Source organism: Marinactinospora endophytica (assembly GCF_054780875.1).
Window position 1 is genome coordinate 90673 of sequence record NZ_BAAGVM010000003.1, and the last position, 23244, is coordinate 113916.

Genomic DNA, 23244 nt, shown 5'->3' on the forward strand with positions numbered 1-23244 from the left:
GTCCGGGACTCTGCGCCACCGGCGAAGTAACGTGGTGCGCGGCGACCGCCCCGGGTCGCCTCCGCCGACCGAAAGGCCCTGCCGTGCGCCCCACCTCTTCGCGCCGCGCCCCCCTGCTCCTGACCGCCCTGGCCCTCGCCGCCCTCACCGGTTGTTCCACCGGCCAGGCCGGGGCCGCCGCCATCGTCGGCGGCGAGCGGATCGGCAACGACGAGATCCGCTCCGAGATCGCCGAGTACGAGGCCGCGCTGGCCGGTCAGGGACAGGAGGTCGCCGACGAACAGCGGCCGATGCTGGCCGGCCGTGTGCTGAGCAACCGCATCGCCATGACCCTGTTCGACCGCATCGCGAAGGACAACGGCATCGACACGGGAGCGCAACGGACCCAGGAGAAGCTCACCGAGCTGGGCGGACGCGACACCCTGCTCGCCCAGGGGCTCGCCGCGCCGCAGATCGACGACCAGGTCCGTCTCGCCGTCATCGGCGAGGAGCTGGTCGAGCGCGCCGACCCCGCCGAGATCTCCGTGCTGGCCGAGCGGGCCCGCGCCACCATGCGCGAGGACATGGCCGCCCAGGGGGCGGTGGCGGGGCTGTCCGGCGAGGAGCTGGAACGCGAGATCCAGGCGGCGCTGACCCGCAACGAACCCGTTGTGCGCCAGCAGGTCGTCAACGACTACCTGGCCCTGAGCCTCGCCCCCTACCTCAGGGACGTCGACATCGAGGTGAGCCCGCGCTACGGCGAGATCGACCCGGCCACGCTGACGATCGTCCCGGGCGTCGGTGAGCTGTCGGCCCCGGCGGTGGAGCCCCTGCCCGCCCTCCCGGGGGGCGTGGGAGGCTGAGGGCATGAGCACCGACCCGACCACGCCTCCCGGCCACCGCCTGCTCGACCTGGTCGAGGTCATGGACAGGCTGCGCCGGGAGTGCCCGTGGGACGCCGACCAGACCCACGAGTCTCTCGCCAAGTACCTGATCCAGGAGTCCTACGAGACGCTGGAGACGATCGAGCAGGGCGACTACGCGACGCTGCGCGAAGAGCTCGGCGACGTCCTGCTCCAGGTCGTCTTCCACGCCCGGGTCGCCCAGGAGCGCTCTCCCGGCGAGGGCGGGTTCACGATCGACGACGTCGCCGGCGCCATCATCGACAAGCTCACCCGCCGCCATCCGCATGTGTTCGCCGACACCGCGGTGGCGGGGGCCGACGACGTGCGCGCGAACTGGGAGACGATCAAGGCCGCCGAGCGCGCGGCCAAGGGGCAGGCCGAGGCGTCGATCCTGGCGGGGGTGCCCTTCGGGCAGCCCGCCGCCCTGCTCGCCTACGAGCTCCAAAAGCGCGCCGTGCGCAACGGCCTGCCCCAGGAGCTCATCGGTGACGACGGTGGTCCCGGCGGCGAGCTGTTCGCCGCGATCGAGGCCGAACGCCGTCGGGGCGCCGACCCCGAGATGGACCTGCGGGCCGCGGCCCGCAGATTCGACGAGCGGGTCCGCGCGGCCGAGGACGCGGCCAGGGCCGACGGGCGCGATCCTCGCGACCTGGACCCCGAGCAGTGGCGGTCCTACTGGGAGCGGGCGCGGGAGGTCGCACAGGGCTGATCCGTCGGTTCGCGCGGCGGGCGCGCCCCCGTCCGCCCGGCCGGTCCCCGGGGAAAGGGCCGGCCGGGCGGGTGGTTCAGGGGCGCAGCGCCTGGGTGGGCGGCTCCCCGGGGGGCGGTGGCGTCTCCGGGCGGCGGACCGTGTCGCTCATGCGCAGCCACAGCGCCACCGTGATCCAGCTCGACACCAGCGACGAGCCGCCCGCCGACAGGAAGGGCGTGGTCAGGCCGGTGAGCGGGATGAGCCGGGTGACCCCGCCGAGCACCACGAACACCTGGAAGGCCAACAAGAACGCGAATCCCGCCGAGGCCATCTTGATGAAGGGATCCCGGGTCGCCAGCGCGGTCCGCAACCCGCGCTCCACCAGCAGGAACAGGAGGACGACGACGGCCATCAGGCCGGTCAGGCCGAACTTCTCGCCGATGGAGACGAGGATGTAGTCGCTGTCCGCGGCGAAGATCGTCGCGGCGCGCCCGTGCGCGAACCCGGTTCCGGTGAGGCCGCCGTCGGCGAGCGCGAACAGGCCCTCCACGACCTGCCGGCTGCTGTCGGCGCCGTGGTAGAGCTCGGGCTCGAAGGCGTCCAGCCAGATGGTGACCCGTTGGCGGACGTGCCAGAAGAGCCACCACGAGACGTACGCCGCGCCCAAGAACAGCGCCAGACCGATCCCCACCCACGACTTGCGCCCCGTCGCGACGTAGAGCATGGCGAGGAACAGCGCGAACAGCAGTAACGAGGTACCGAGGTCCCTGGTGCCCACGAGCAGCAGGATCGACAGCGCCCACGCCGCGGCCATGGGCCCCATGTCGCGGAGCCGGGGGAGGCTGAACACCTTGACCGGGCCGACCATCACCTGTTTGGCCGCCAGCGACAGCACGTCGCGTTTGAGGGTGAGGTAGGAGGCGAGGAAGAGCACCAGCGTGATCTCGGCGAACTCCGAGGGCTGCACGGTGACCCCGCCCCAGCCGATCCAGCGGCGGGCACCGTAGATCTCGATGCCGACGAAGGGGACGACGGGAACGGCGATGAGCAGGATGGTCGCCACGGCCAGCAGGTAGGGGAAACGCTGGAGCCGGCGCGGTTCGCGTACGAGGGCGAGCACCGCGAGCGCGGCCGCGGCGCCGAGGACGGTCCACAGCAGCTGCCGTCCGGCGACGCCGGTCCAGTCCGCCTCGCCCCCGTGCAGCCCCCAGATCACGGCGAGCCCGATCCCGTTGAGCGCGACGGCCAGCGGCAGGAGCAACGGGTCGGCCCAGGGGGCGAGCAGCCGTAGGGTCACGTGCAGGGCGATCGCCACGCCGGCCAGCGTCCCCGCCTGGGCGGCGAACCGCGGGGGAAGGGAACCGGAGAGTTCCAGGCCGGCCAGCGCCAGACAGCAGACGCCCACTCCGAGCGCCATGAGGAGCAGGAACAGCTCCGTGGCGCGCCCGGTGTTCGGGGACGGTCTCGTCCGCGCGTCGACCATGGCCCTCCCCTCACCCTCACAGGACGCTACCCGTGTGGTCGGGGTGGTCCGCGTGGCACCTTCCGGACACGACGGCGGCCCGTTCGGGGAGGGGCGGGGCTGTGGGAGGTCGGCGTCCCGGTGGCGCCGGGGCTTCGGCGGGTTCCGAGACGGCGCGGGGGAGGGGCGCGTCCTCCCCCGCGCCGCCGGTCAGTCCCTGACCTCGACGCGGGGCTCCTCGCCGCTCGCCTGGCCGGGGACGGCCACGGCCTCGGCGGCCTCGGCCCGGCGGTCGGCGAGGTGGGCGCGCACGGACCAGGCGATGGCCCCGACCCACAGCAGCGCGATGACGAGGTAGGCGATGTTCTGTGCGGTGTCGGAGGCGCCGACCGCGTCGCTGCGCAGGATGGTGCGCACGTTGGTCAAGATGATGAGGCCGCCCACCGCCGAGCCCAGGACCCGCGGCGGGAAGTGGCGCACGATCCAGGCGGCGATCGGCGCGGCGATGACGCCGCCGATGAGCAGGACCGCGGCCCAGGCGAAGTTCACGCCGGCCGATCCCAGCCCGACGAGGAAGCCCAGGCTCGCCGCGAGCGCCACGACGAACTCGCTGGTGTCGATCGAGCCGACGACCTTGCGGGGTTCGATGCGGCCGCTGGCGAGCAGCGCGGGGGTGCCCACGGGGCCCCAGCCGCCGCCACCGGTGGCGTCCACGAAACCGGCGAGCAGGCCCAGGGGGGTGAGGAAGCGGCGCCGGATGGGCTTGCCGAGCTGGCCGCGCGGGGTTCCCCAGGCGGTGAAGCGGATCAGGATGTAGACGCCCAGGGCGAGCAGGATGCCGGACATGATGGGGGCGGCGGCCTCCGTGGAGAGCCAGCTCAGGAAGGTCGCGCCGGCGAACGCGCCGATCGCTCCGGGCAGCGCGATGCGGCGCACGACCTTCCAGTCCACGTTGCCCAGGCGCCAGTGGGACAGGCCCGATGCCAGTGTCGTGCCGATCTCGGCCAGGTGGACGGTGGCCGACGCGGCGGCCGGGTTCGTGCCCACCAGGAGCAGCAGGGTGGTGGAGGTGACTCCGTAGGCCATCCCCAGGCTGCCGTCGACCAGCTGGGCGAGCAGGCCGACGAGGCCGAGGAGCACGAGGGTTTGCATCGCTGGAGCCTTCCCTTAATTTCTACCTCTTTAGTCGGAATAGTAGAGGATCGAAGTCCCCGATCCAATGGGGCGCGGGCGGCTTTTCCGTCGGGAGGATGGGGCGGCGACACGCCGGGCGTGGACGCCCGTCGCGGCACCGGTGTCCGGCATCGTGGGAGGCGGGAGGGCGTCCGCGCGAGGAAGCCCCGGAATGGACTAAACCAATTTCGGGAGCGGGGGAGACCCGCGTCGATCGGCTCGGTAGGCTCGGGGATGGTCCACGGACGGTTGGCGCGGGGCGATCCCGGGCGCCGTCCGGCCATCAGGCCGAACGTGACCCCGTGTCCAGCGCACGGGGCCTCACGATCCGACGCCAGAAATGGAGTACAACGTTGTCGTCGATCGAGGCAGTGCAGGCGAGGGAGATCCTCGACTCCCGCGGTAACCCGACGGTCGAGGTCGAGGTTCTGCTCGACGACGGGACGACCGCCCGCGCGGCGGTCCCCAGCGGCGCGTCCACCGGTCAGTTCGAGGCCGTCGAACTGCGCGACGGCGGCGAGCGCTACCTCGGCAAGGGCGTCGAGAACGCGGTGACCGCGGTCAACGACGAGATCGCCGACGAGATCCTCGGTTACGGCCCCGAGGAGCAGCGCCTGATCGACCGCGCGCTCATCGACCTCGACGGGACCCCGGACAAGTCCCGCATCGGCGCGAACGCCATCCTCGGCGCCTCCCTGGCCGTGGCGAAGGCCGCGGCCGACAGCGCCGACCTGCCGCTGTTCCGCTACATCGGCGGGCCCAACGCCCACCTCCTGCCGGTGCCGATGATGAACATCCTCAACGGTGGCGCGCACGCCGACACCAACGTCGACATCCAGGAGTTCATGATCGCCCCGATCGGGGCGGCGAGCTTCCGCGAGGCGGTGCGGTGGGGCGCCGAGGTCTACCACGCGCTGAAGTCCGTGCTCAAGTCGCACGGCCTGGCCACCGGCGTCGGCGACGAGGGCGGGTTCGCCCCCAACCTCGAGAGCAACCGGGCCGCGCTCGACCTCATCGTCGAGGCCATCCGCAAGGCCGGCTACACCCCGGGCCGCGACATCGCGCTGGCCCTGGACGTCGCGGCGAGCGAGTTCCACAAGGACGGCGCCTACGAGTTCGAGGGCAAGAGCCGCAGCTCCGAGGAGATGGCGGCCTACTACGGCGAACTCCTCGACGCCTACCCCCTGGTCTCCATCGAGGACCCGCTGGACGAAGAGGACTGGGCCGGCTGGAAGGCGCTGACCGACGCGGTCGGCGACCGCGTCCAGCTCGTCGGTGACGACCTGTTCGTCACCAACCCCGAGCGTCTCCAGCGTGGCGTCACCGAGGGCGTCGCCAACTCCCTGCTGGTCAAGGTCAACCAGATCGGTACGCTCACCGAGACGCTGGACGCCATCTCCCTGGCCCAGCGCAGCGGCTACACCGCGATGATCAGCCACCGTTCCGGCGAGACCGAGGACACCACGATCGCCGACATCGCGGTCGCGGTGAACGCCGGCCAGATCAAGACCGGGGCCCCGGCCCGCAGTGAGCGCGTCGCCAAGTACAACCAGCTCCTGCGGATCGAGGAGGAGCTCGACGACGCCGCGGTCTACGCCGGCTTCTCGGCCTTCCCGCGGTTCAAGCACGAGGGCTGACGCGCTGTGCCGAAGGTGCCGGAACAGCCGAAGGGGTCCCGCCGCGAAGGTAAGGCGGGACCTCCGGCCTCCGGCGCCTCCGGCGGCGTCCCGCGACAGCGCGGGAACGCGAAGAAGAAGGGCGGCGCCGCGGGCGAACCGGAACGCCCCTCCACGGGGCGGACGCCCGCCGCGAAGGCCGGCGCTTCCGGGACCTCCCCGAAGGGGGCGAGCCGCGCGGGGGCGGCGAAGAAGGCGGACGCCGGGACCCCCGCCCCGCGTGGGCGGAAGGCCCGTGCCGCCACGGACGGCGCGCGCCGGGCCACGGTGGATCCGGCTCCCCGGACGGCCGGCGACCCCGAACGGGGCGGCGACGGCGCCGAACGCGGCCGGCCCGCGCTGACCAGCCGGGCGGCGATCCTCGCGCTGGTCATGTGCGTGATCGCGCTGAGCCTGGCCTACCCGCTGCGCGAGTACGTCGCCCAGCGCTACCGGATCGCCGAACTCCAGGCCGAGCAGGAGCAGATCCGGCGCGAGGTCGAGGAACTCCAGCAGCGCCAGGACGAACTCGAGGACCCCGCCTACGTCGAACGCGAGGCGCGGACCCGGCTGCACTACCAGTATCCGGGCGAGACCGCCTACGTCGTGCTCGACAGCGAGGGCGCGCAAGAGGGGGCCCGCGAGTCCGAGGTGCCCGACAAGCCGTGGTTCACCCGGCTGTGGGAGTCGATCGAGGAGGCCGACCGGGCGCGGACCGAGCCCGAGGAGATCCCCGAGGCCCAGCCCCCACGGCACTGAACCGGTCATCCAGGCCGCCGTACCGGATACCCTGAACGCGAGATGAATTCCGCCGAATCCTCCGCCCCCGATGGGCGGTTCACCAGCGCCGACCGCGCCGCCGTCGAGCTTCAGCTCGGCCGCGCGCCTCGGGGGGTGCGCGGCGTCGCGCACCGCTGTCCCTGCGGACTGCCCGATGTGGTGCGCACCGCGCCTCGTCTTGAGGACGGCACCCCGTTCCCCACGACCTACTACCTGACCTGCCCTCGCGCCGCGTCGGCCATCGGAAGGCTTGAGGCCGACGGCCTCATGCGCGAGATGACCGACCGGCTCGACACGGACCCGCAGCTGCGCGCCGCCTACGAGAAGGCCCACGAGTCCTACGTGGCCGACCGGGCCGAGCTCGCCCGGGCCGACGGGGTCGAGCCGCTGCCCGAGGGGATGCAGAGCGCGGGCGGGATGCCGACACGGGTCAAGTGCCTGCACGCGCTGGTGGGGCATGAACTCGCCGCGCCGGGCACCAACCCGTTCGGCCGCGAGGCATTGGACGCCCTGCCCGACTGGTGGGCGAAGGGGCCTTGCGTCCACGTCGACGACGACACCGAAGAATCCGAGGACGGCCAGTGAACACCGTGGCGGCCATCGACTGCGGCACCAATTCCATCCGCCTTCTCGTCTCCTCCGTCATGGAGCTGGGCGATGACGAGGTGCAGCTCCTCGACGTGGAACGGCGCATGGAGGTGGTCCGCTTGGGCCAGGGCGTCGACCGCACGGGAGCGTTCGCGCCCGAGGCGTTGGAGCGCACCTTCGCCGCCCTGCGCGGCTACGTCGAGCTGATGCGGCGCCACGGCGTCGAACCCGGGCCCGACACCGTGCGGATGGTCGCGACCAGCGCCACCCGCGACGTCGCCAACCGGGAGGAGTTCGTCGACGGGGTCCGCGCGATCCTGGGGGTCGAGCCCGAGGTCATCACCGGTGAGGAAGAGGCCGGTCTGTCCTTCATCGGGGCCACCGCGGAGCTGGAGACGGAAGAGGGGCCCGGCGCGGGGTTCGCCCGCCCCTACCTGGTGGTCGACATCGGTGGGGGGTCCACCGAGTTCGTGCTCGGCCACGAGGGGGACGGCGGGGACGAGGGGCCGGTCCGCGCGGCCCGCTCGGTCGACATCGGCTGCGTCCGGATGACCGAGCGCCATCTCCACGACGATCCGCCCACGGCCGAGCAGATCGCGGCGGCGACCGCCGACATCGACGCGGCGCTGGACCAGGCGGCCCTCGACGTCCCGCTGGACGGGGCCAAGACGGTGGTGTGCGTCGCCGGTACCGCCACGACGGTGGCCGCCATCGCCCTGGGCCTTGAGGGGTACGACCCCGAGCGCATCCACCAGGCCCGGGTCCCGGCCGCCCGGGTGCACGAGATCGCCCGGGAGCTGCTGGCCATGCCGCGCGAGCGGCGCGCCGCGATCCCGGTCATGCACCCCGGGCGGGTGGATGTGATCGGCGCGGGCGCGCTCATCCTCGACCGGGTTCTGGCGCGTACCGGGGCGAGCGAGTTCGTGGCGAGCGAGCACGACATCCTCGACGGCATCGCCTGGGGCCTGTCTCTGGGGGGCGTCGGAGAGGGATGAGCCGCGATCCGGCGGCGGGCAAGGGGCGCAAGCCCCTGGCCTGCGCGGACCGGGGTGAGACCGATCACGTTGCCGGAGGCGTGTTACTCCCTTCACAAGGGGGCTGACCTGGCATAACGCGGTCAAGTCCGGCTTTATGATGGTCTAAACCTTTCGGGATCGTCTCTTCCTTGACAGGTGATGCTTGTGAAAGAATGCACAAGCGTGTACGGGACGGGTGAGATCCCGGATCGGCGAAAAGAAAGCGCTTCTTTCCGCTGAAACAGAATGCAGAGATGACAGTCAAAGAAGACTTACCGGTTTTTTCCGCCTTGCCGGGCGGGATGAACGGGGAGCTAAGGGCGGATATGCGATGACCGAGAGCAGGAACTACCGTCTGGTCCACGGTGGTGGGGACGAATCGGAGATCCCGCACGTCCTCATCGTCGGTGGCGGCTACCTGGGCATGTACACCGCGATGCGGCTGCAGAAGAAGCTGGGAGCCGGCGAGGCCCGCATCACGGTCGTCGACCCCAACTCCTACATGACCTACCAGCCGTTCCTCCCCGAGACGGCCGCGGGCAGCATCTCCCCGCGCAACGTGGTCGTCCCGCTGCGCAAGGTCCTCCACCGGGTCAAGGTCCTGACCGGCCGCGTCATCCGTATCGACCACGCCGGCCGCAAGGTGGAGTTCGAGCCCGCCGTGGGTGAGCCGCGTGAGATCGCCTACGACTACCTCGTCATGGCCGCCGGCGCCGTCTCGCGTACCCTGCCCATCCCCGGCCTGGCCGAGTGGGGCATCGGTATCAAGACCGTCGAGGAGGCCGCCTACCTGCGCAACCACGTCCTCGAACAGCTCAACATCGCGGACTCCACCGACGACCCCGAGATCCGCCGCAAGGCGTTGAACTTCGTCTTCGTGGGCGGCGGTTTCGCCGGTGCCGAGGCCATCGCCGAGCTGGAGGACCTGGCCCGTGACGCCACGCGGATCTATCCCTCGATCAGCGTCGACGACCTGCACTTCTACCTGATCGAGGCCGCGGACAAGATCCTGCCCGAGGTCGGCCCCGACGTCGGCGCCAAGGCGCTCAACCAGCTGCGGCTGCGCGGCATCGACGTCCGGCTCTCGACCTTCCTGGAGTCGGCCGTCGACCAGCACATCAAGCTGAGCGACGGCACCGAGTTCGACGCCGGGACCCTGGTGTGGACCGCGGGTGTCAAGCCCAGCCCGGTGGTGCAGGCCTCCGACCTGCCGCTGGGCCCCAAGGGGCACATCGACACCAACGAGTTCCTCCAGGTCAACGGGGTGGAGAACGCCTTCGCCGGTGGCGACAACGCCCAGGTCCCCGACCTGGACAACCCCGGCCGCTTCTACCCGCCCAACGCCCAGAACGCGGTCCGGCAGGCCCCGGTGCTCGCCGACAACGTCATCGCGGCGCTGCGCGGCGGCAAGCCCAAGGCCTACCGGCACAAGAACCTCGGCGCGGTGGCCGGGCTCGGCATGCACAAGGGGGCGGCCCAGCTCTTCGGCAAGATCAAGCTGACCGGCCGGCTGGCCTGGTGGGCGCACCGCGGCTACCACCTGTTCGCGGTCCCCACCTTCAACCGCAAGTTCCGCGTCCTGTCGGACTGGACGCTCGGCTTCTTCCTGCGCCGTGACTTCGCGTCGCTGCCGGAGATGGGCGAGCCGCGCCAGGCGTTCGAGGAGGCCAGCAGGCCCCAGGTCGAGAACGGCCAGCTCCTGCGCCGCGTGAGCTGACCCGCGCCTCAGCGCTGACGGCCGGTCCCCGGAAGGGGGCCGGCCGTTGTCGTCAAGGGCCGCAACAGGCCACGCGCGACGACGAAGCCGGATTTGTCGGTGGCGGTATGATGGTCGGGCCCTCGTAGCCCAATGGTAGAGGCAGGCCCCCTAAAAGGGTCACAAGTGTCGGTTCGAGTCCGACCGGGGGCACCCAGCCGAGCAGCCATGACCCGGACTGCTCCCGCGTTATCCCCTCTCTCCGGGCCTCCGCGCGTCCCCAGCCCCGCCCCATGGTGACGTGGCATCGTGGGATCTCTTGGTGGGTCCGGACAAACCCTCCGCCGAAGTGTCGTCCTCCAGGACAAGCCGCCATGCCCGCGGTGGGCGTACGGTGCGTCGGACCGTGCGCGTACAGTGACGCGCCATGACCGACACCTCTCGACCGGACAGGAGCGACATGGCGACCGCGGAGAAGGGATTCGGACGGGGATCGGGGATCTTGCGCCGTAAACCGATCGACGACGGGGCTGAAGAGACCCCCGGCGGGGGTCTCGCCAAGTCGCTCGGGCTGTGGCAGCTCACCGCCATCGGCGTCGGGGCCATCATCGGGGCCGGGGTGTTCTCCCTGGCCGGCGCGGTCGCCCGCGACACGGCCGGTCCCGCGGTGCTGATCTCCTTCCTCATCGCCGGCGTGGCCAGCGCCGCCGCGGCCTTCTCCTACGCCGAGTTCGCCGGACTGATCCCGCGCGCAGGGTCGGCCTACACCTACGGATACGTCGTGCTCGGCGAGATCGTGGGGTGGTTCATCGGCTGGGACCTGCTGCTGGAGTACATCGCGATCGTCGCGGTGGTGGCCATCGGCATCTCCGGCTACTTCAACTTCTTCCTCCAGTCCATCGGCCTGGAGATGCCGCTGTGGATGATGGGGGCGCCCGGGACGGAGCCTGAGGGCGTGCCCGATGGCACCTACAGGATCAACCTGGTCGCGGTGGTGCTGTGCCTGTTCATCGCCTTCCTGCTGACCCGCGGGGTGAAGAACGCGGCCCGGTTCGAGACCGCCATCGTGGGGCTCAAGATCGCGATCGTCCTCGCCATCGTCGTCATCGGCGTCTTCTACGTCGACGCCGGCAACTACACGCCGTTCTTCCCCTACGGGGTGGGCGGCACGTTCGCGGGCGCGGCGGTGGTGTTCTTCGCGGTGTTCGGCTACGACGCGATGAGCACCGCGGCGGAGGAGTCCACCGACGCCCAGCGGCACATGCCCAAGGCGATCATCCTGTCGCTGGTCATCTCGATGGTCCTGTACGTCCTGGCCTGCCTGGTGCTGACCGGCATGCAGAACTACACCGAGATCGACCCCGAGGCCGGGTTCGCCGGGGCCTTCGCGTCGGTCGGCCTGGGCTGGCTGGCCAACCTGATCGCGGTCGGCGCGGTGATCAGCATCCTCACCGTGATGTTCACCTTCATGCTCGGTGTCACCCGGGTGTGGTTCGCGATGAGCCGCGACGGCCTGCTGCCGAAGTGGTTCGCCAAGACCGACCCCAAGCACCACGTCCCGGTCCGGGTCACCTGGATCGCGGGCGTGCTCTCGGCGATCCTGGCCGGTCTGCTGCCGATCGGCGAGGCCGCCACGCTCACCAACATCGGCATCCTGTCCGCGTTCGTGGTGGTCTGCATCGCGGTGATCGTGCTGCGCTACCGCCGCCCCGACCTGCCGCGTTCCTTCCGCTGCCCGGGCATGCCGTTCGTCCCGATCCTGGGCGTGGTGTTCTCGCTGTGGCTGATCAGCTTCCTCGACCTTCAGACCTTCCTGCGGTTCGGCGCCTGGCTGCTCATCGGCCTGGTCGTCTACTTCGGCTACTCCTACCGCAAGTCCAACCTCAATCGGCCCCGATCCGGTGGGGCCGTGACCGGGCCGCCCCCGTCCGGCGGCTGAGGTCGGGGTCCGGGGCGGGGACGCTCCGTCCCGGACCTCACCCTCCGCGCTCCATCAGCAGCTGGAGGTGGGCGAACAGACGCTCGTTGGGGTCGCCCAGATCCAGCTCGCTCACCGACACCGCCCGGCGTACCCGGTAGCGCAGGGTGTTGGGATGGATGTGCAGCCGTTCGGCCGCGGCCCGCACGTCGCCGAAGGCGTCCAGGTAGGCGATGAGGGAGAGCGCGAGCTCCGACCCGTGCCGCGCGTCGTGTTCCGCCAGCCGGGCGATCCGCGGGTCGCGCAGCCGGGGGGTGTCCCGTAGTACCGCGAGCGTCTCGCTGACCAGGACCCGGGCGCGCACGTCGGAGATCGTCGCGACGTCCATCGCCAGGTCGCGCGCCATCGCGTCGAGGATCCGGTCGGCCTCCCCGCGCGACTGGGGGACCTCGGCGAGGGAGTCCACCACCGACCCGACGGCCCCCTGCATCGTGATGTCCGAGGCGGACCGGGCCGCCGCGACGATCTTGCGGGTCAGCGCGAGGACCGGCGCTTCGGCGGAGCGCCGGGGAAGCTCCGGCAGCAGCGCGTAGACGCGCGAGCCGATGGCGGTCACCAGTGCCTTGCGGCGGTAGGCGGCGGCGTGGACCGAGACCAGGTTGGTCATCCGACGCCGCTTCAGCTCGCTCTCGGAGCGCTCGGCGTTCTCCGGCCGCAGGGTGAAGACGACGACCACGGCCGGCCGGTCGCGGTCGACGGGCACCCCGTCGGAGAGGGCCGCGGCCTCCACCCGCCCCTCCAGCAGGCCGGCCAGGAGGTCTTCGCGCAGCCGCAGCCCCGCGGTGACCTCGGTGCGGTGGCGCAGCAGGTGCAGCGCCGCGATGCGGGCCGCTCCGAGCAGGGCCTCCTCCGCCTGCTCCGCGAGCGGTTGGGAGCCCTCCTGCACCCAGATCGTCCCCAGGGGCTGGCGCCCGGCGTGGATCCCCACCGCCAGCCTGCGCCGGATCCCCAGCTCGGGGTGCTCGTCGATGCGCACCACCTCCTCACCGGCGCGCAACCGTTGGAAGACCCCCCACTCCCGCAGCAGCGCGAGATACTGCTCGGGCCCCTGCCGGCCCAGGACCGACAGGCGGCGCAGCTCGTCGACCTCCTCGCCGCTGGAGTAGGCGAGCACCCGGTTGGCCGCGTCCTCGATGCTGACCAGCCCCCTCGTCAGCGTCGCGGTGGTCTGCGCCAGCGAGAACAGGTCACCGGCGGACTCGCCCGGGTCGGTTCCGGAGAACAGGTGGGCGTCGTCCACGACGCCTCGGCACAGCGACTGCAGCTGTTCCCAGCGCACGTCCGGCGGAACGGCGAGCAGCGCGACCCCGGTGTCGCGGGCCGCGGCGCGCAGCACCTCGGCCTCCTCGTCGCTGTCCACCTTGACCGCCACCGCGCAGGCTCCGCGCCGGCCCGCCATCCTGACCGAGCGGGCCGCGATGCGGCCCCGCGCGCCGATGAGCAGCACCAGGTCCCCGGCGTAGGCGCCGGTCTCGTCCTCGGGGTCGAGGATGACGACGTCGTGCACCTCGACGTCCAGTCCGTTCGGGGCGGACAGCACGTCCAGGAGCGGTTCCCCCACGGTGAGCAGAATCCTGCGCAGTGGGATCCCCGTGGGACGCGGGGTTTCGGTGGTGATCGTGGCCTCCCTTGTTTTGTCCGATCGGACAAGACAGTCCAGCAAAGAGTGGGCTTGCCCACAAGCTTCCGATGGCTTCGTGAACATAACGTTTGTGCAGTTCAAAGATGACTCTGTAGGGGAGGCAGCCGCTCATGGACGCCGTGACGAACGTTCCCACGCCGGTGAACGAGCCCGTCCTGTCGTACGCCCCGGGAAGCCCGGAGCGGGACGAGCTCGTCAAGCAGCTGGACGCGCTGGCGAAGGAGCCGGTCGAGCTCACCATGACCATCGGCGGCGAGCGCCGGATGGGCGGCGGCGAGCGCGTCGACGTCGTCCAGCCGCACAAGCACTCCGCGGTCCTGGGCACCCTGGCCAACGCCACCCACGACGACGCCCGCGCCGCCATCGACGCCGCGAAGAAGGCGGCCCCCGCCTGGCGCGCGATGCCCTTCGACGAGCGCGCCGCGATCCTGCTGCGCGCCGCCGACCTGCTCTCGGGCCCCTGGCGCGCCCGCCTCAACGCCGCCACGATGCTCGGCCAGTCCAAGACCGCGATCCAGGCCGAGATCGACTCGGCGTGTGAGCTCATCGACTTCTGGCGCTTCAACGTCTCCTACGCGCGCCGGCTCATGCAGGAGCAGCCCCACAGCCCGGCCGGGCAGTGGAACCGGGTGGAGCAGCGGCCCCTTGAGGGCTTCGTCTACGCGATCACCCCGTTCAACTTCACCGCGATCGCCGGCAACCTGCCCACCGCGCCCGCGCTCATGGGCAACGTCGTGCTGTGGAAGCCGTCGCCGACCCAGCAGTTCGCCGCCGACCTCACGATGCGGCTGCTCGAAGAGGCGGGGATGCCCCCGGGCGTCATCAACATGGTGACGGGCGACGGGCTGGCCGTCTCCGATGTGGCGCTGGCCGACCCCGACCTGGCCGGCGTGCACTTCACGGGTTCGACCCGGACCTTCCAGCACCTGTGGCGCACGGTCGGCGAGAACATCGCCGGCTACCGTTCCTACCCGCGGATCGTCGGCGAGACCGGCGGCAAGGACTTCGTCGTCGCCCACGCCTCGGCCGACCCCGAGATCCTGCGCACCGCCCTGGTGCGCGGCGCCTTCGAGTACCAGGGGCAGAAGTGCTCCGCGGCCTCTCGCGCCTTCATCGCCCGCTCGGTGTGGGAGCGCATGCGCGACGATTTCATCGCCGAGGTCGAGTCGCTGCCCATGGGCGACGTCACCGACCTGGGCAACTTCCTCGGTGCCGTGATCGACCGGCGCTCCTTCGACCGCCTCTCCGGTGTGCTCGACCGCGCCCGCGCCGACTCCACCCTGGAGATCCTCGCCGGCGGCACCGCCGACGACTCCGAGGGCTACTTCGTGCGTCCCACGGTCCTGCTCGGCAGCGACCCCTCCAACGACGTCTTCCGCACCGAGTACTTCGGTCCGATCCTCGCCGTGCACGTCTACGAGGACGGCGACTACGACCGGGTGCTCAAGCTCGTCGACGAGGGCTCGGACTACGCGCTCACCGGTGCGGTGATCGCCCGCGACCGCGCGGCGATCATCAAGGCCCACGAGGCGCTGCGCTTCACCGCGGGCAACTTCTACGTCAACGACCGTCCCACCGGCTCGGTCGTCGGCCAGCAGCCCTTCGGCGGCGGCCGGGCCTCCGGCACCAACGACAAGGCCGGCTCGGCGCAGAACCTGGCGCGCTGGGCCAGCCCTCGCTCGATCAAGGAGACGTTCGTCGCGCCGACGGTCTCCTCCTACCCCCACCAGGGCTGAACCCGGCGCGGGTCGGACCTCGATCGGGGTCCGGCCCGTCCCGTCTCCGCTCCCGCGGGAGCCTTCCCCGCGGCCCCGGTCACCCGTCCGGGGCCGCCCTCCCACCGGTTCGAAAGGGCGAGGTCCACCATGCTTCGTACCCCACTGCTGCTCGCGGCACGTTCCACGGGTTGCCGCACCCTCGTCGAGCGCATGCCCCTGACGAAGGGGCTCGTCGACCGCTTCGTCGCCGGTTCCACGCTGGAGGAGGCCCTCCCCGCCGTGCGCGAGCTGACCGAGGACCGTTACGTCACCCTCGACTACCTGGGTGAGGACGTGACGGACGAGGCCCAGGCCGCGGCCACGGTCACCGCCTACACGCGGCTGCTGGGCGAGCTGGGCCACGCCGGCCTGGCCGGGCGCGCGGAGGTGTCGGTCAAGCTGTCGGCCGTGGGCCAGTTCCTGCCCGCCGACGGCGAGAAGATCGCGTTGGACAACGCGCGGCGCATCTGCGAGGCCGCCGCCGCGGTCGGCACCACGGTGACGCTGGACATGGAGGACCACACCACGGTCGACTCCACGCTGGGCATCCTGCGCGAACTCCGGGTCGACTTCCCCTGGGTGGGGGCCGTGCTCCAGGCCTACCTGCGCCGCACCGAGGCCGACTGCCGTGACCTCGCCCACGCGGGATCCCGGGTGCGGCTGTGCAAGGGCGCCTACGACGAGCCGGCGTCGGTGGCCTACCGGGACAAGGCCGAGGTCGACCGCTCCTACGTGCGCTGCGCCAAGATCCTCATGAACGGCGAGGGGTACCCGATGATCGCCTCGCACGACCCGCGCATGATCGCCATCGCGGGCCGGCTCGCCGAGGACGCGGGCCGTTCCCCCGAGGACTACGAGCACCAGATGCTCTACGGCATCCGCGACGCCGAGCAGGTGCGCCTCGCCGCCGAGGGGCGCCGCATGCGGGTCTACGTCCCCTACGGCGACGAGTGGTACGGCTACTTCATGCGCCGCCTCGCCGAGCGTCCCGCCAACCTCGTGTTCTTCTTCCGGGCGCTCGCGCCCAAGGGCTGAGGCGTCCGAGATCACGACGAGTCCGAGCTGTGACGGGGCGGGGGAACTCCTACGGAGGGTTCGTGCGTTACCTTGACCGCAGGACAATTACGCCCTGAAAGGCTTTGACGAACATGCGGATGCGGAGTTCGAACCCCGCTCTCAAGCGGGCTATGTCAGCTGGGCAGGGGGGCGTCGGCGCGCAGCCCTACCAGGCACCGTACGGGCAGGCTCCTTACCAGCAGCCCTACGGCCAGCCCTACCCCCAGCAGGGGTATGGCCAGCCTTATCAGCAGGGTCACCCCGGGTACGCGCCGCAGGGCCAGTACCCGGGCCACCCCCAGCCCGGCATGCCCATGGCGGGCGGCCGGAACGTGACCATCGACGACGTCGTCATGCGCACCGGGTTCACGCTCGGCGCCGTGGTCGTCGCCGCCGTGATCACCTACTTCCTGGCCCTGGCCAACCCGGGCCTGGCCATGATCATGGCCGTCGTGGGCGCCATCGGCGCGCTGGTGCTGGGGCTGGTCATCAGCTTCAAGGAGTCCACCAACCCCGCGCTGATCCTCACCTACGCGGTTCTTGAGGGTCTGTTCGTCGGCGGCATCAGCTTCGTGCTCGAGGCTTCGCTGTACGACTCCGGGGTCTCCCCCGGCGGCCTGGTGGTGCCCGCGATCTTCGGCACCCTGTTCGTCGCCGGCGCCATGCTGGCGCTGTACAAGTTCAAGGTCATCCGGGTCACCGGGACCTTCGTCAAGGTGGTCACGGCCGCGGTCCTCGGCCTGGCCATCCTGCTGCTGGTGAACTTCGTCATCAGCTTCTTCAACGGCGGCTTCGGTCTGGGCCTGCGCGAGGCCGGCCCGCTCGGCCTGCTCGTCAGCGCCGTCGCCATCGTGCTCGCCGCCCTGGTGCTGGCGATCGAGTTCAAGAACGTCGACGACGCCATCGGCATGGGCCTGCCCGAGAAGTACTCCTGGCAGCTCGCCTTCGGCCTGACGGTCACGCTGGTCTGGCTCTACGTCGAGATCCTGCGTCTGCTGTGGATGATCCAGGCGATCTTCAGCAGCGACTGACCCTCGCGTCGGTCATACGCACGGCGCCCCGCCCGGAACATCCGGGCGGGGCGTCGTCCTTTCCCGATCCGGTCGGGACGGGTGTCGGGGCCGGGCCTCAGGAACGCTGCGGCGGGACGGCGGAACGGTTGTGGCGGCGCCGGTCGTACTCCTGGACGATGGCGCGGGCGTAGCCGAGGCTGATTCCGTGCTCGTCGGCGAGCCAGTTCGAACGTTCCGAGCAACGCCTGAGCCCTGGCCCGTTGTCGAGCGTGGTGAACCACTCGTGGAGTTCGCGGCCTGTCACGGTCGGGACGCGAGCGATGAGCAGCGCGTGTGTCTCCGGCGAGTGGGTTACCGACATGGGCACCTCCGAGAGAGCGTCGTCGTAACAGTGAGACTGCAACACGATGACGATTCGGACAAGGGGGTGCGGGACAGCTTTTACGTTCGCCTCGGCAAATGCGTTCCCGGGGCGGGTCATGACACCGCGGGGCGGGACGCCCCGGACGTCCCGCCCCGCCGCGCGGCCGCCCGCCGGGCGGTGCGCCGGATCAGCTCAGCCGCTCGAACACCGCCGCCATGCCCTGGCCGCCGCCCACGCACATGGTCTCCAGACCGAAGGTCTTGTCGTGGAACTGCAGGCCGTTGAGCAGGGTGGTCGTGATGCGGGCGCCGGTCATCCCGAACGGGTGGCCCACGGCGATCGCGCCGCCGTTGACGTTGAGCTGGGAGTCGATGTCGATCCCCAGGTCGTCGGCCGACGGCAGCACCTGGGCGGCGAACGCCTCGTTGATCTCGACCAGGTCGATGTCGCTGATGGACATGTTCGCGCGGGCCAGGGCCCGGCGCGACGCCTCGACCGGCCCCAGGCCCATGATCTCGGGGGACAGGGCGCTGACCCCCGTCGAGACGATGCGGGCCAGCGGGGTGATGCCGAGCTGGGCCGCCTTGATGTCGCTCATGATCACAACGGCGGCGGCGCCGTCGTTGAGGGGGCAGCAGTTGCCCGCCGTCACCGTGCCGTCGGGACGGAAGACGGGCTTGAGCTGGGAGACCGCCTCGTAGGTGGTGCCCCGGCGCGGCCCGTCGTCAGCGCTGATCACCGTGCCGTCGGGCAGGGTGACCGGTGTGATCTCGCGTTCCCAGAAACCGTTGTCCAGCGACTTCTCGGCGAGGTTCTGCGACCGCACGCCGAACTCGTCCTGCCGCTGCCGCGACAGGCCGCGCAGCTGCACCACGTTCTCGGCGGTCTGCCCCATGGCGATGTAGACGTCGGGGAGCTCTCCGTCCTCGCGCGGGTCGTGCCACTGCGGCGCGTCCCCCTCGGCGCGCCGCGCGGTGCGGGCCTCGGCGTCGGCGAACAACGGGTTGCGGGTGTCGGGCAGGGAGTCGCTGTTGCCCTTCACGAACCGGCTCACCATTTCGACCCCGGCCGAGACGAAGACGTCGCCCTCACCGGCCTTGATCGCGTGGTAGGCCATGCGGGTCGTCTGGAGCGAGGAGGAGCAGTAACGAGTGATCGTCGCGCCCGGGACGGTGTCCAGGCCGAGCTGCACCGCGACCACCCGGGCGAGGTTGTTGCCCTGCTCGCCGCCGGGCAGCCCGCAGCCGAGCAGCAGGTCGTCGATGGTCGTGGGGTCGAGTTGCGGAACCTTCGCGAGCGCGGCGGAGATGATCTGGGCGGCCAGGTCGTCCGGGCGCAGGTCCTTGAGGGAACCCTTGAACGCCCGCCCGATCGGGGAACGCGCGGTCGCGACGATGACGGCTTCGGGCATGCTCGCGGCCCTTTCTGGAGATGACAGACCGACCAGGCGGTCGGACGCTTTGCTACCGGCACGTTAACGTGCCGGACCGGGTGAGTCCCCTTCAGGGGTCGGCTCGGCGGCGTGCGCGTGCTCGGCCGGCTCCACCGCTTCCCAGCCGAGACGGCGGCGTATGAGGGTCGCCCAGCGGCCCCGTGGCCCCCGTTCGCGGCCGGCGATCCGGGTGGCGTTGACCTCCGTGCCGGACGTCTCGGCGGCCTCGACCGCGGCGAGGTCCACCGGCAGCACCCCGCGGTCGCGTGTTGCCTCAGACGCCACGGCCAGGTCGGGCAGCAGGCCCAGCGCCGCGCACGCCGAGGGGAGCACCGCCGAGGCCGCCTGCGCGTAGCCGCGCGCGGAGGGATGAAAACGGTCGGGGCCGAACATCTCGTCGGGGTAGGTCAGGAAGTCGTCGGCGAGCAGGCTGCCCAGCGACACGGTCCGCCCGCCCTCCTCGACCACCGCGATCGTCTGGGCCGCCGCGAGCTGGCGTGACGCCCTGCGGGCGACGTAGCGCAGGGGCTGGGCGATCGGCTGGACCGTGCCCAGGTCCGGACAGGTTCCCACCACGACCGCCGCACCCATCCCGACCAGCTCGCGCACCACGTTCTGGAGGTAGAGCACCGAGTCGGCCGGCCGGACCCGGCGGATCACGTCGTTGGCGCCGATGAAGATCACGGCCAGGTCGGGCGGGTCGCGGCGGATCCGATCGAGCTGACCCGGCAGGTCCTTGGAGGTGGCCCCCACCCGGGCGACGTTGCGCAGCCGGACCGGGCCGTCGGCCACGGCGGAGATCCCCTCGGCCAGCATGCCCGCGGGGGTCTGGAGGACGTCGGTGACCGCGAAACCCGCGGCCGTGGAGTCGCCCATCATCGCGAACGAGATGACGGCGCCGTCCCCGGAACCGTAGAGCCCGTCGGCCCTGGGTGAATCCCAGGCCGTGAAACCGATCGTCCGATGGGCCCGCCGGGCCTGCAGGTACAGGAGCGCGACGGTGCTCGCCCCCAAGACGGTCAGCCCCCCGCCACCGAAGGCGGTCGCGGTGGCGATCCTCCGAGCTCGTGCGGCGCGCAGCAGCATACCCTCGCCTCCGAACCTGTGAGTGCTTGCTTCCACGTCCGGACCTACTCACCAGTAAGGTTACGGCACGCTCCCTCACTTCGCCCGGGGCCGGACAGTCCCCTCGATCCTGTCCCCGCACAATGGCCAGGGCGTTAAAGTCGGGGAAACGGGGCCGACCGGCCCACGGGCGGCGCAACGGGCCGCATTAGGTCGACAACCGGCCGCGAGAACCGCGGCGGTGAATGTGAGGGGGAGCCGCTGATGCGGGTGCACGACTCTTTGATCGAGCTGGTCGGGGACACCCCGCTCGTGCGCCTCAACAAGGTGGCCGCGGGCCTGGCCCCCACGGTCCTGGCCAAGGTCGAGTACTTCAACCCGGGCGGTTCGGTGAAGGACCGGATCGCCCTGCGCATGGTCGAGGACGCCGAGAAGAAGGGGCTGCTCAAGCCGGGGGGCACCATCGTCGAACCCACCTCGGGCAACACCGGCGTGGGCCTGGCCATCGTCGCGGCCGAGAAGGGGTACCGCTGCGTCTTCGTCTGCCCCGACAAGGTCGGCTCCGACAAGCTGGCGGTGCTGCGCGCCTACGGGGCCGAGGTCGTCGTCTGCCCCACCACCGTCGCCCCCGACCACCCCGACTCCTACTACTCGGTGTCGGACCGGCTCGCCGCCACGATCCCGGGAGCCTGGAAGCCCAACCAGTACGAGAACCCCAACAACCCCGAGTCGCACTACCACGGCACCGGACCGGAGCTGTGGGAGCAGACCGACGGACGCATCACCCACTTCGTGGCCGGCATCGGCACCGGAGGCACCATCACGGGCACCGGCCGCTATCTCAAGGAGGTCTCCGGCGGCAGGGTGAAGGTCATCGGCGCCGACCCCGAAGGCTCGGTCTACTCCGGGGGGACCGGGCGTCCCTACCTGGTCGAGGGGGTCGGCGAGGACATCTGGCCGAGCACCTACGACCCGGCGATCTGCGACGAGGTCATCGCGGTCAGCGACAAGGACTCCTTCCTCATGACCCGCCGGCTGGCCAGGGAGGAGACGCTGCTCGTCGGCGGCTCCTGCGGCCTGGCGGTCGTGGCCGCGCTGAAGGTCGCCGAGACCGCCGGACCCGACGACGTCATCGTGGTGCTGCTGCCCGACGGCGGCCGGGGCTACCTGGGCAAGATCTTCAACGACGAGTGGATGGCCGACTACGGTTTCCTCTCGGCCGAGACCGAGGAGGCCACGGCGGGCGACGTGCTCGCGAGCAAGGGGAGCGACCTCCCGCAGTTCGTCCACGCCCACCCGCACGAGACGGTCGGGACCGCGGTGGCCATCATGCGCGAGTACGGGGTGTCCCAGCTTCCGGTCATGAAGGAGGAACCGCCGGTCATGGCCGCCGAGGTCGTGGGGGCGATCGCCGAACGCGACGTCCTCGACGGCCTGTTCAAGGGCAGCGTCAACATCGACGACCCGGTCGAGAGCCACATGGGCCGTCCGTTGCCGATGGTCGGCTCCGGTGAGCCGGTGAGCCGCTGCGTGCAGGAGCTGGAGCGCTCCGGCGCGCTGGTCGTGTTGGTCGACGGCAAGCCCGCCGGCGTGCTCACCCGGCAGGACCTCCTGGCCCACCTCTCGCGCTGAGCGGAGTCCGCCCCCGGGATCGAGGGGCGGGGCGTCCCGGATAACGGGACGCCCCCGCAGCCGAGCCCACCGTGGGACGGGCCGGCCGGACACGCGGAACGGTCGTGGGAGCGGTGTCGTCGGGGTTTTCCGTCCGTCCGGACGGGAGCCCGGGCGGTTCCGTTCGTCCCCGTCCGGCGGGCCGGGACGTTCACCGACGCGGCACGCGCGGGCCCCCGGCCGGCCGGGCCGTGCTCCTGATCGTCCCTCATGGGGCCGCCACGGCGTCGTAGCGCCTTCGGGTCGGAAGCACGCTCGGTCGCGCAGGGACGGCCCGGCGCGGAGGCGAGGGGAGCGGGTGGCCAGGGACCGCGCCGCCCGGCCTTCGTCCCCTGGAACGGGCCAGCGTCGCGCTCGACGGGTCCGGCCCCGGCGAGACGAGGTGGGTCCGCGAGGACGTGGCGTGGAACCCGGCGTGGAACGGCCCCGAGCGCCGTGACATCCCGCCGCCACGGAGCCGGGTCCTTTCGTCGGACCATCCCGTTTCCCGGTGTTCCCCGTGGTCGCCCTCTTGGGGCAGGGGAGGGACGAGAAGCGTGAAGTGGACCCAATACGGTGTTCCTCGTCGTTACCCACTAGTAGACCTGGGGGTCAGGTGTCGAGGCTGCTCTCCTGGATAGTGCGCTCGACGTGGTCATGGGCTCGACGCAGGGCCGACATCCGGGCGGGGTCACGCGCGGCGCGCCGCTTCGCCTCCTACGGGCCGGGCACCTCCATCGCCTTCCCGCCGGCCACGATCTTCGGTGAACCCTGGATCGTGATCGGCGCGCACACCCTGATCGGCGCCGACATCACGCTCACCGCCGGTTTCGTACCCGGCCTGGATCTCGGTCCACGTCCGCTGCTGCGCATCGGTGACGGGTGCACGATCGGCCGTGGATCCCACGTGGTCGCGCACACGTCCATCGAGTTCGGCGACGACGTCTTCACCGGCCCGCACGTCTACATCACCGACCAGAACCACGTCTATGCCGACACCGAGACCCCTGTGGGACGGCAGTGGCCGGCCGATGATCCGGTCCGGATCGGATCGGGCAGCTGGATCGGAGCCAACGCGGTGATCCTGCCGGGGGTCAGGCTGGGCCGTAACTGCGTCGTCGCGGCGAGCTCGGTCGTCCGGCCGGGGGACTACCCCGACCACAGCGTCATCGCGGGTGTTCCCGGGCGGATCGTACGTCGCTACGATCCCGCGGCCGGCTGGATCCCCCCGTTGCGCCAGGCGCCCGTTCCCAGGACCGGGGTGGTGGGCGACGACAGGATCGTGGCCCCTGAGTCCTAGCGGGTGGCCGGTCGCGGATTCGCGCGATAACCGTGGGACACA

General features: G+C 71.3%; 19 protein-coding genes and 1 tRNA gene. 14 read left to right on the top strand and 6 right to left on the bottom strand.

Annotation, left to right across the window (positions count from 1 at the left end; all coding sequences use genetic code 11):
- Positions 1-83 precede the first annotated feature (83 nt).
- On the top strand, positions 84-842 hold the full coding sequence (locus ACYVHU_RS07030; RefSeq protein WP_078763420.1) for a SurA N-terminal domain-containing protein: 759 nt from the start codon (positions 84-86) through the stop codon (positions 840-842).
- 4 nt (positions 843-846) lie between these two features.
- The gene (mazG, locus tag ACYVHU_RS07035; RefSeq protein WP_498947899.1) at positions 847-1593 is read left to right on the top strand and encodes a nucleoside triphosphate pyrophosphohydrolase; all 747 of its coding nucleotides are present in this window, start codon (positions 847-849) and stop codon (positions 1591-1593) included.
- 76 nt (positions 1594-1669) lie between these two features.
- Here the strand turns inward: mazG and ACYVHU_RS07040 are convergent, their stop codons facing one another.
- Together ACYVHU_RS07040 and ACYVHU_RS07045 are read right to left on the bottom strand one after the other, a co-directional pair.
- A complete protein-coding gene (locus tag ACYVHU_RS07040) occupies positions 1670-3058 on the bottom strand; it encodes an FtsW/RodA/SpoVE family cell cycle protein (RefSeq protein ID WP_498947901.1) in 1389 nt (462 codons plus the stop codon).
- A gap of 189 nt (positions 3059-3247) precedes the next feature.
- Complete coding sequence (locus ACYVHU_RS07045; protein WP_078763417.1) at positions 3248-4189, bottom strand: sulfite exporter TauE/SafE family protein; 942 nt, start codon at positions 4187-4189, stop codon at positions 3248-3250.
- Between the two features lie 374 nt (positions 4190-4563).
- Between ACYVHU_RS07045 and eno the strand changes: the two genes are divergently transcribed.
- From eno to ACYVHU_RS07080, 7 genes are all read left to right on the top strand, one after another.
- Positions 4564-5847 (top strand): phosphopyruvate hydratase, encoded by a 1284-nt coding sequence (eno, locus tag ACYVHU_RS07050; RefSeq protein ID WP_078763416.1) that lies wholly within the window; start codon positions 4564-4566, stop codon positions 5845-5847.
- Between the two features lie 306 nt (positions 5848-6153).
- Entirely contained in the window at positions 6154-6624 is a 471-nt protein-coding gene (locus ACYVHU_RS07055) for an FtsB family cell division protein (RefSeq protein ID WP_498947904.1), read from the top strand.
- A gap of 42 nt (positions 6625-6666) precedes the next feature.
- Entirely contained in the window at positions 6667-7230 is a 564-nt protein-coding gene (locus ACYVHU_RS07060; protein ID WP_498947906.1) for a DUF501 domain-containing protein, read from the top strand.
- Positions 7227-8228 carry a Ppx/GppA phosphatase family protein gene (locus tag ACYVHU_RS07065; RefSeq protein ID WP_078763414.1) on the top strand — a complete coding sequence of 334 codons (1002 nt, stop codon included), beginning with the start codon at positions 7227-7229 and terminating at the stop codon, positions 8226-8228. Before ACYVHU_RS07060 ends, ACYVHU_RS07065 begins: the two co-directional genes overlap by 4 nt.
- Before the next feature lie 352 nt (positions 8229-8580).
- Complete coding sequence (locus ACYVHU_RS07070; protein WP_078763413.1) at positions 8581-9966, top strand: NAD(P)/FAD-dependent oxidoreductase; 1386 nt, start codon at positions 8581-8583, stop codon at positions 9964-9966.
- A gap of 118 nt (positions 9967-10084) precedes the next feature.
- Positions 10085-10158: transfer RNA gene (locus ACYVHU_RS07075), tRNA-Leu, on the top strand.
- A 214-nt stretch (positions 10159-10372) separates the two neighbouring features.
- A complete protein-coding gene (locus tag ACYVHU_RS07080; protein ID WP_235001125.1) occupies positions 10373-11884 on the top strand; it encodes an amino acid permease in 1512 nt (503 codons plus the stop codon).
- Positions 11885-11921: 37 nt separating this feature from the next.
- Here the strand turns inward: ACYVHU_RS07080 and ACYVHU_RS07085 are convergent, their stop codons facing one another.
- Entirely contained in the window at positions 11922-13484 is a 1563-nt protein-coding gene (locus ACYVHU_RS07085; protein ID WP_394330074.1) for a PucR family transcriptional regulator, read from the bottom strand.
- Between the two features lie 191 nt (positions 13485-13675).
- Here ACYVHU_RS07085 and pruA point away from each other — a divergent pair, with 191 nt between their 5' ends.
- The 3 genes from pruA (at position 13676) to ACYVHU_RS07100 (ending at position 17409) form a co-directional block, all read left to right on the top strand.
- Positions 13676-15301, top strand: coding sequence for an L-glutamate gamma-semialdehyde dehydrogenase (gene pruA / locus ACYVHU_RS07090; RefSeq protein ID WP_078763411.1), 1626 nt, complete (start codon positions 13676-13678; stop codon positions 15299-15301).
- Positions 15302-15430: 129 nt separating this feature from the next.
- The gene (locus tag ACYVHU_RS07095; RefSeq protein ID WP_498947909.1) at positions 15431-16357 is read left to right on the top strand and encodes a proline dehydrogenase family protein; all 927 of its coding nucleotides are present in this window, start codon (positions 15431-15433) and stop codon (positions 16355-16357) included.
- Between the two features lie 113 nt (positions 16358-16470).
- Positions 16471-17409: a Bax inhibitor-1/YccA family protein gene (locus ACYVHU_RS07100; RefSeq protein WP_498947911.1), complete on the top strand. Its 939-nt coding sequence runs from the start codon at positions 16471-16473 to the stop codon at positions 17407-17409.
- Between the two features lie 97 nt (positions 17410-17506).
- Here ACYVHU_RS07100 and ACYVHU_RS07105 read toward each other — a convergent pair whose 3' ends face one another.
- From ACYVHU_RS07105 to ACYVHU_RS07115, 3 genes are all read right to left on the bottom strand, one after another.
- Positions 17507-17752, bottom strand: a complete 246-nt coding sequence (locus tag ACYVHU_RS07105; RefSeq protein WP_432938494.1) for a DUF4287 domain-containing protein — start codon at positions 17750-17752, stop codon at positions 17507-17509.
- A gap of 190 nt (positions 17753-17942) precedes the next feature.
- Positions 17943-19166, bottom strand: coding sequence for an acetyl-CoA C-acetyltransferase (locus ACYVHU_RS07110; RefSeq protein ID WP_498947912.1), 1224 nt, complete (start codon positions 19164-19166; stop codon positions 17943-17945).
- A 63-nt stretch (positions 19167-19229) separates the two neighbouring features.
- A complete protein-coding gene (locus ACYVHU_RS07115) occupies positions 19230-20270 on the bottom strand; it encodes an SGNH/GDSL hydrolase family protein (protein WP_200813734.1) in 1041 nt (346 codons plus the stop codon).
- A gap of 246 nt (positions 20271-20516) precedes the next feature.
- Between ACYVHU_RS07115 and ACYVHU_RS07120 the strand changes: the two genes are divergently transcribed.
- Together ACYVHU_RS07120 and ACYVHU_RS07125 are read left to right on the top strand one after the other, a co-directional pair.
- Positions 20517-21884 (top strand): cystathionine beta-synthase, encoded by a 1368-nt coding sequence (locus ACYVHU_RS07120; RefSeq protein ID WP_078763405.1) that lies wholly within the window; start codon positions 20517-20519, stop codon positions 21882-21884.
- 634 nt (positions 21885-22518) lie between these two features.
- Positions 22519-23202: an acyltransferase gene (locus tag ACYVHU_RS07125; RefSeq protein WP_498947914.1), complete on the top strand. Its 684-nt coding sequence runs from the start codon at positions 22519-22521 to the stop codon at positions 23200-23202.
- Positions 23203-23244 lie beyond the last annotated feature (42 nt).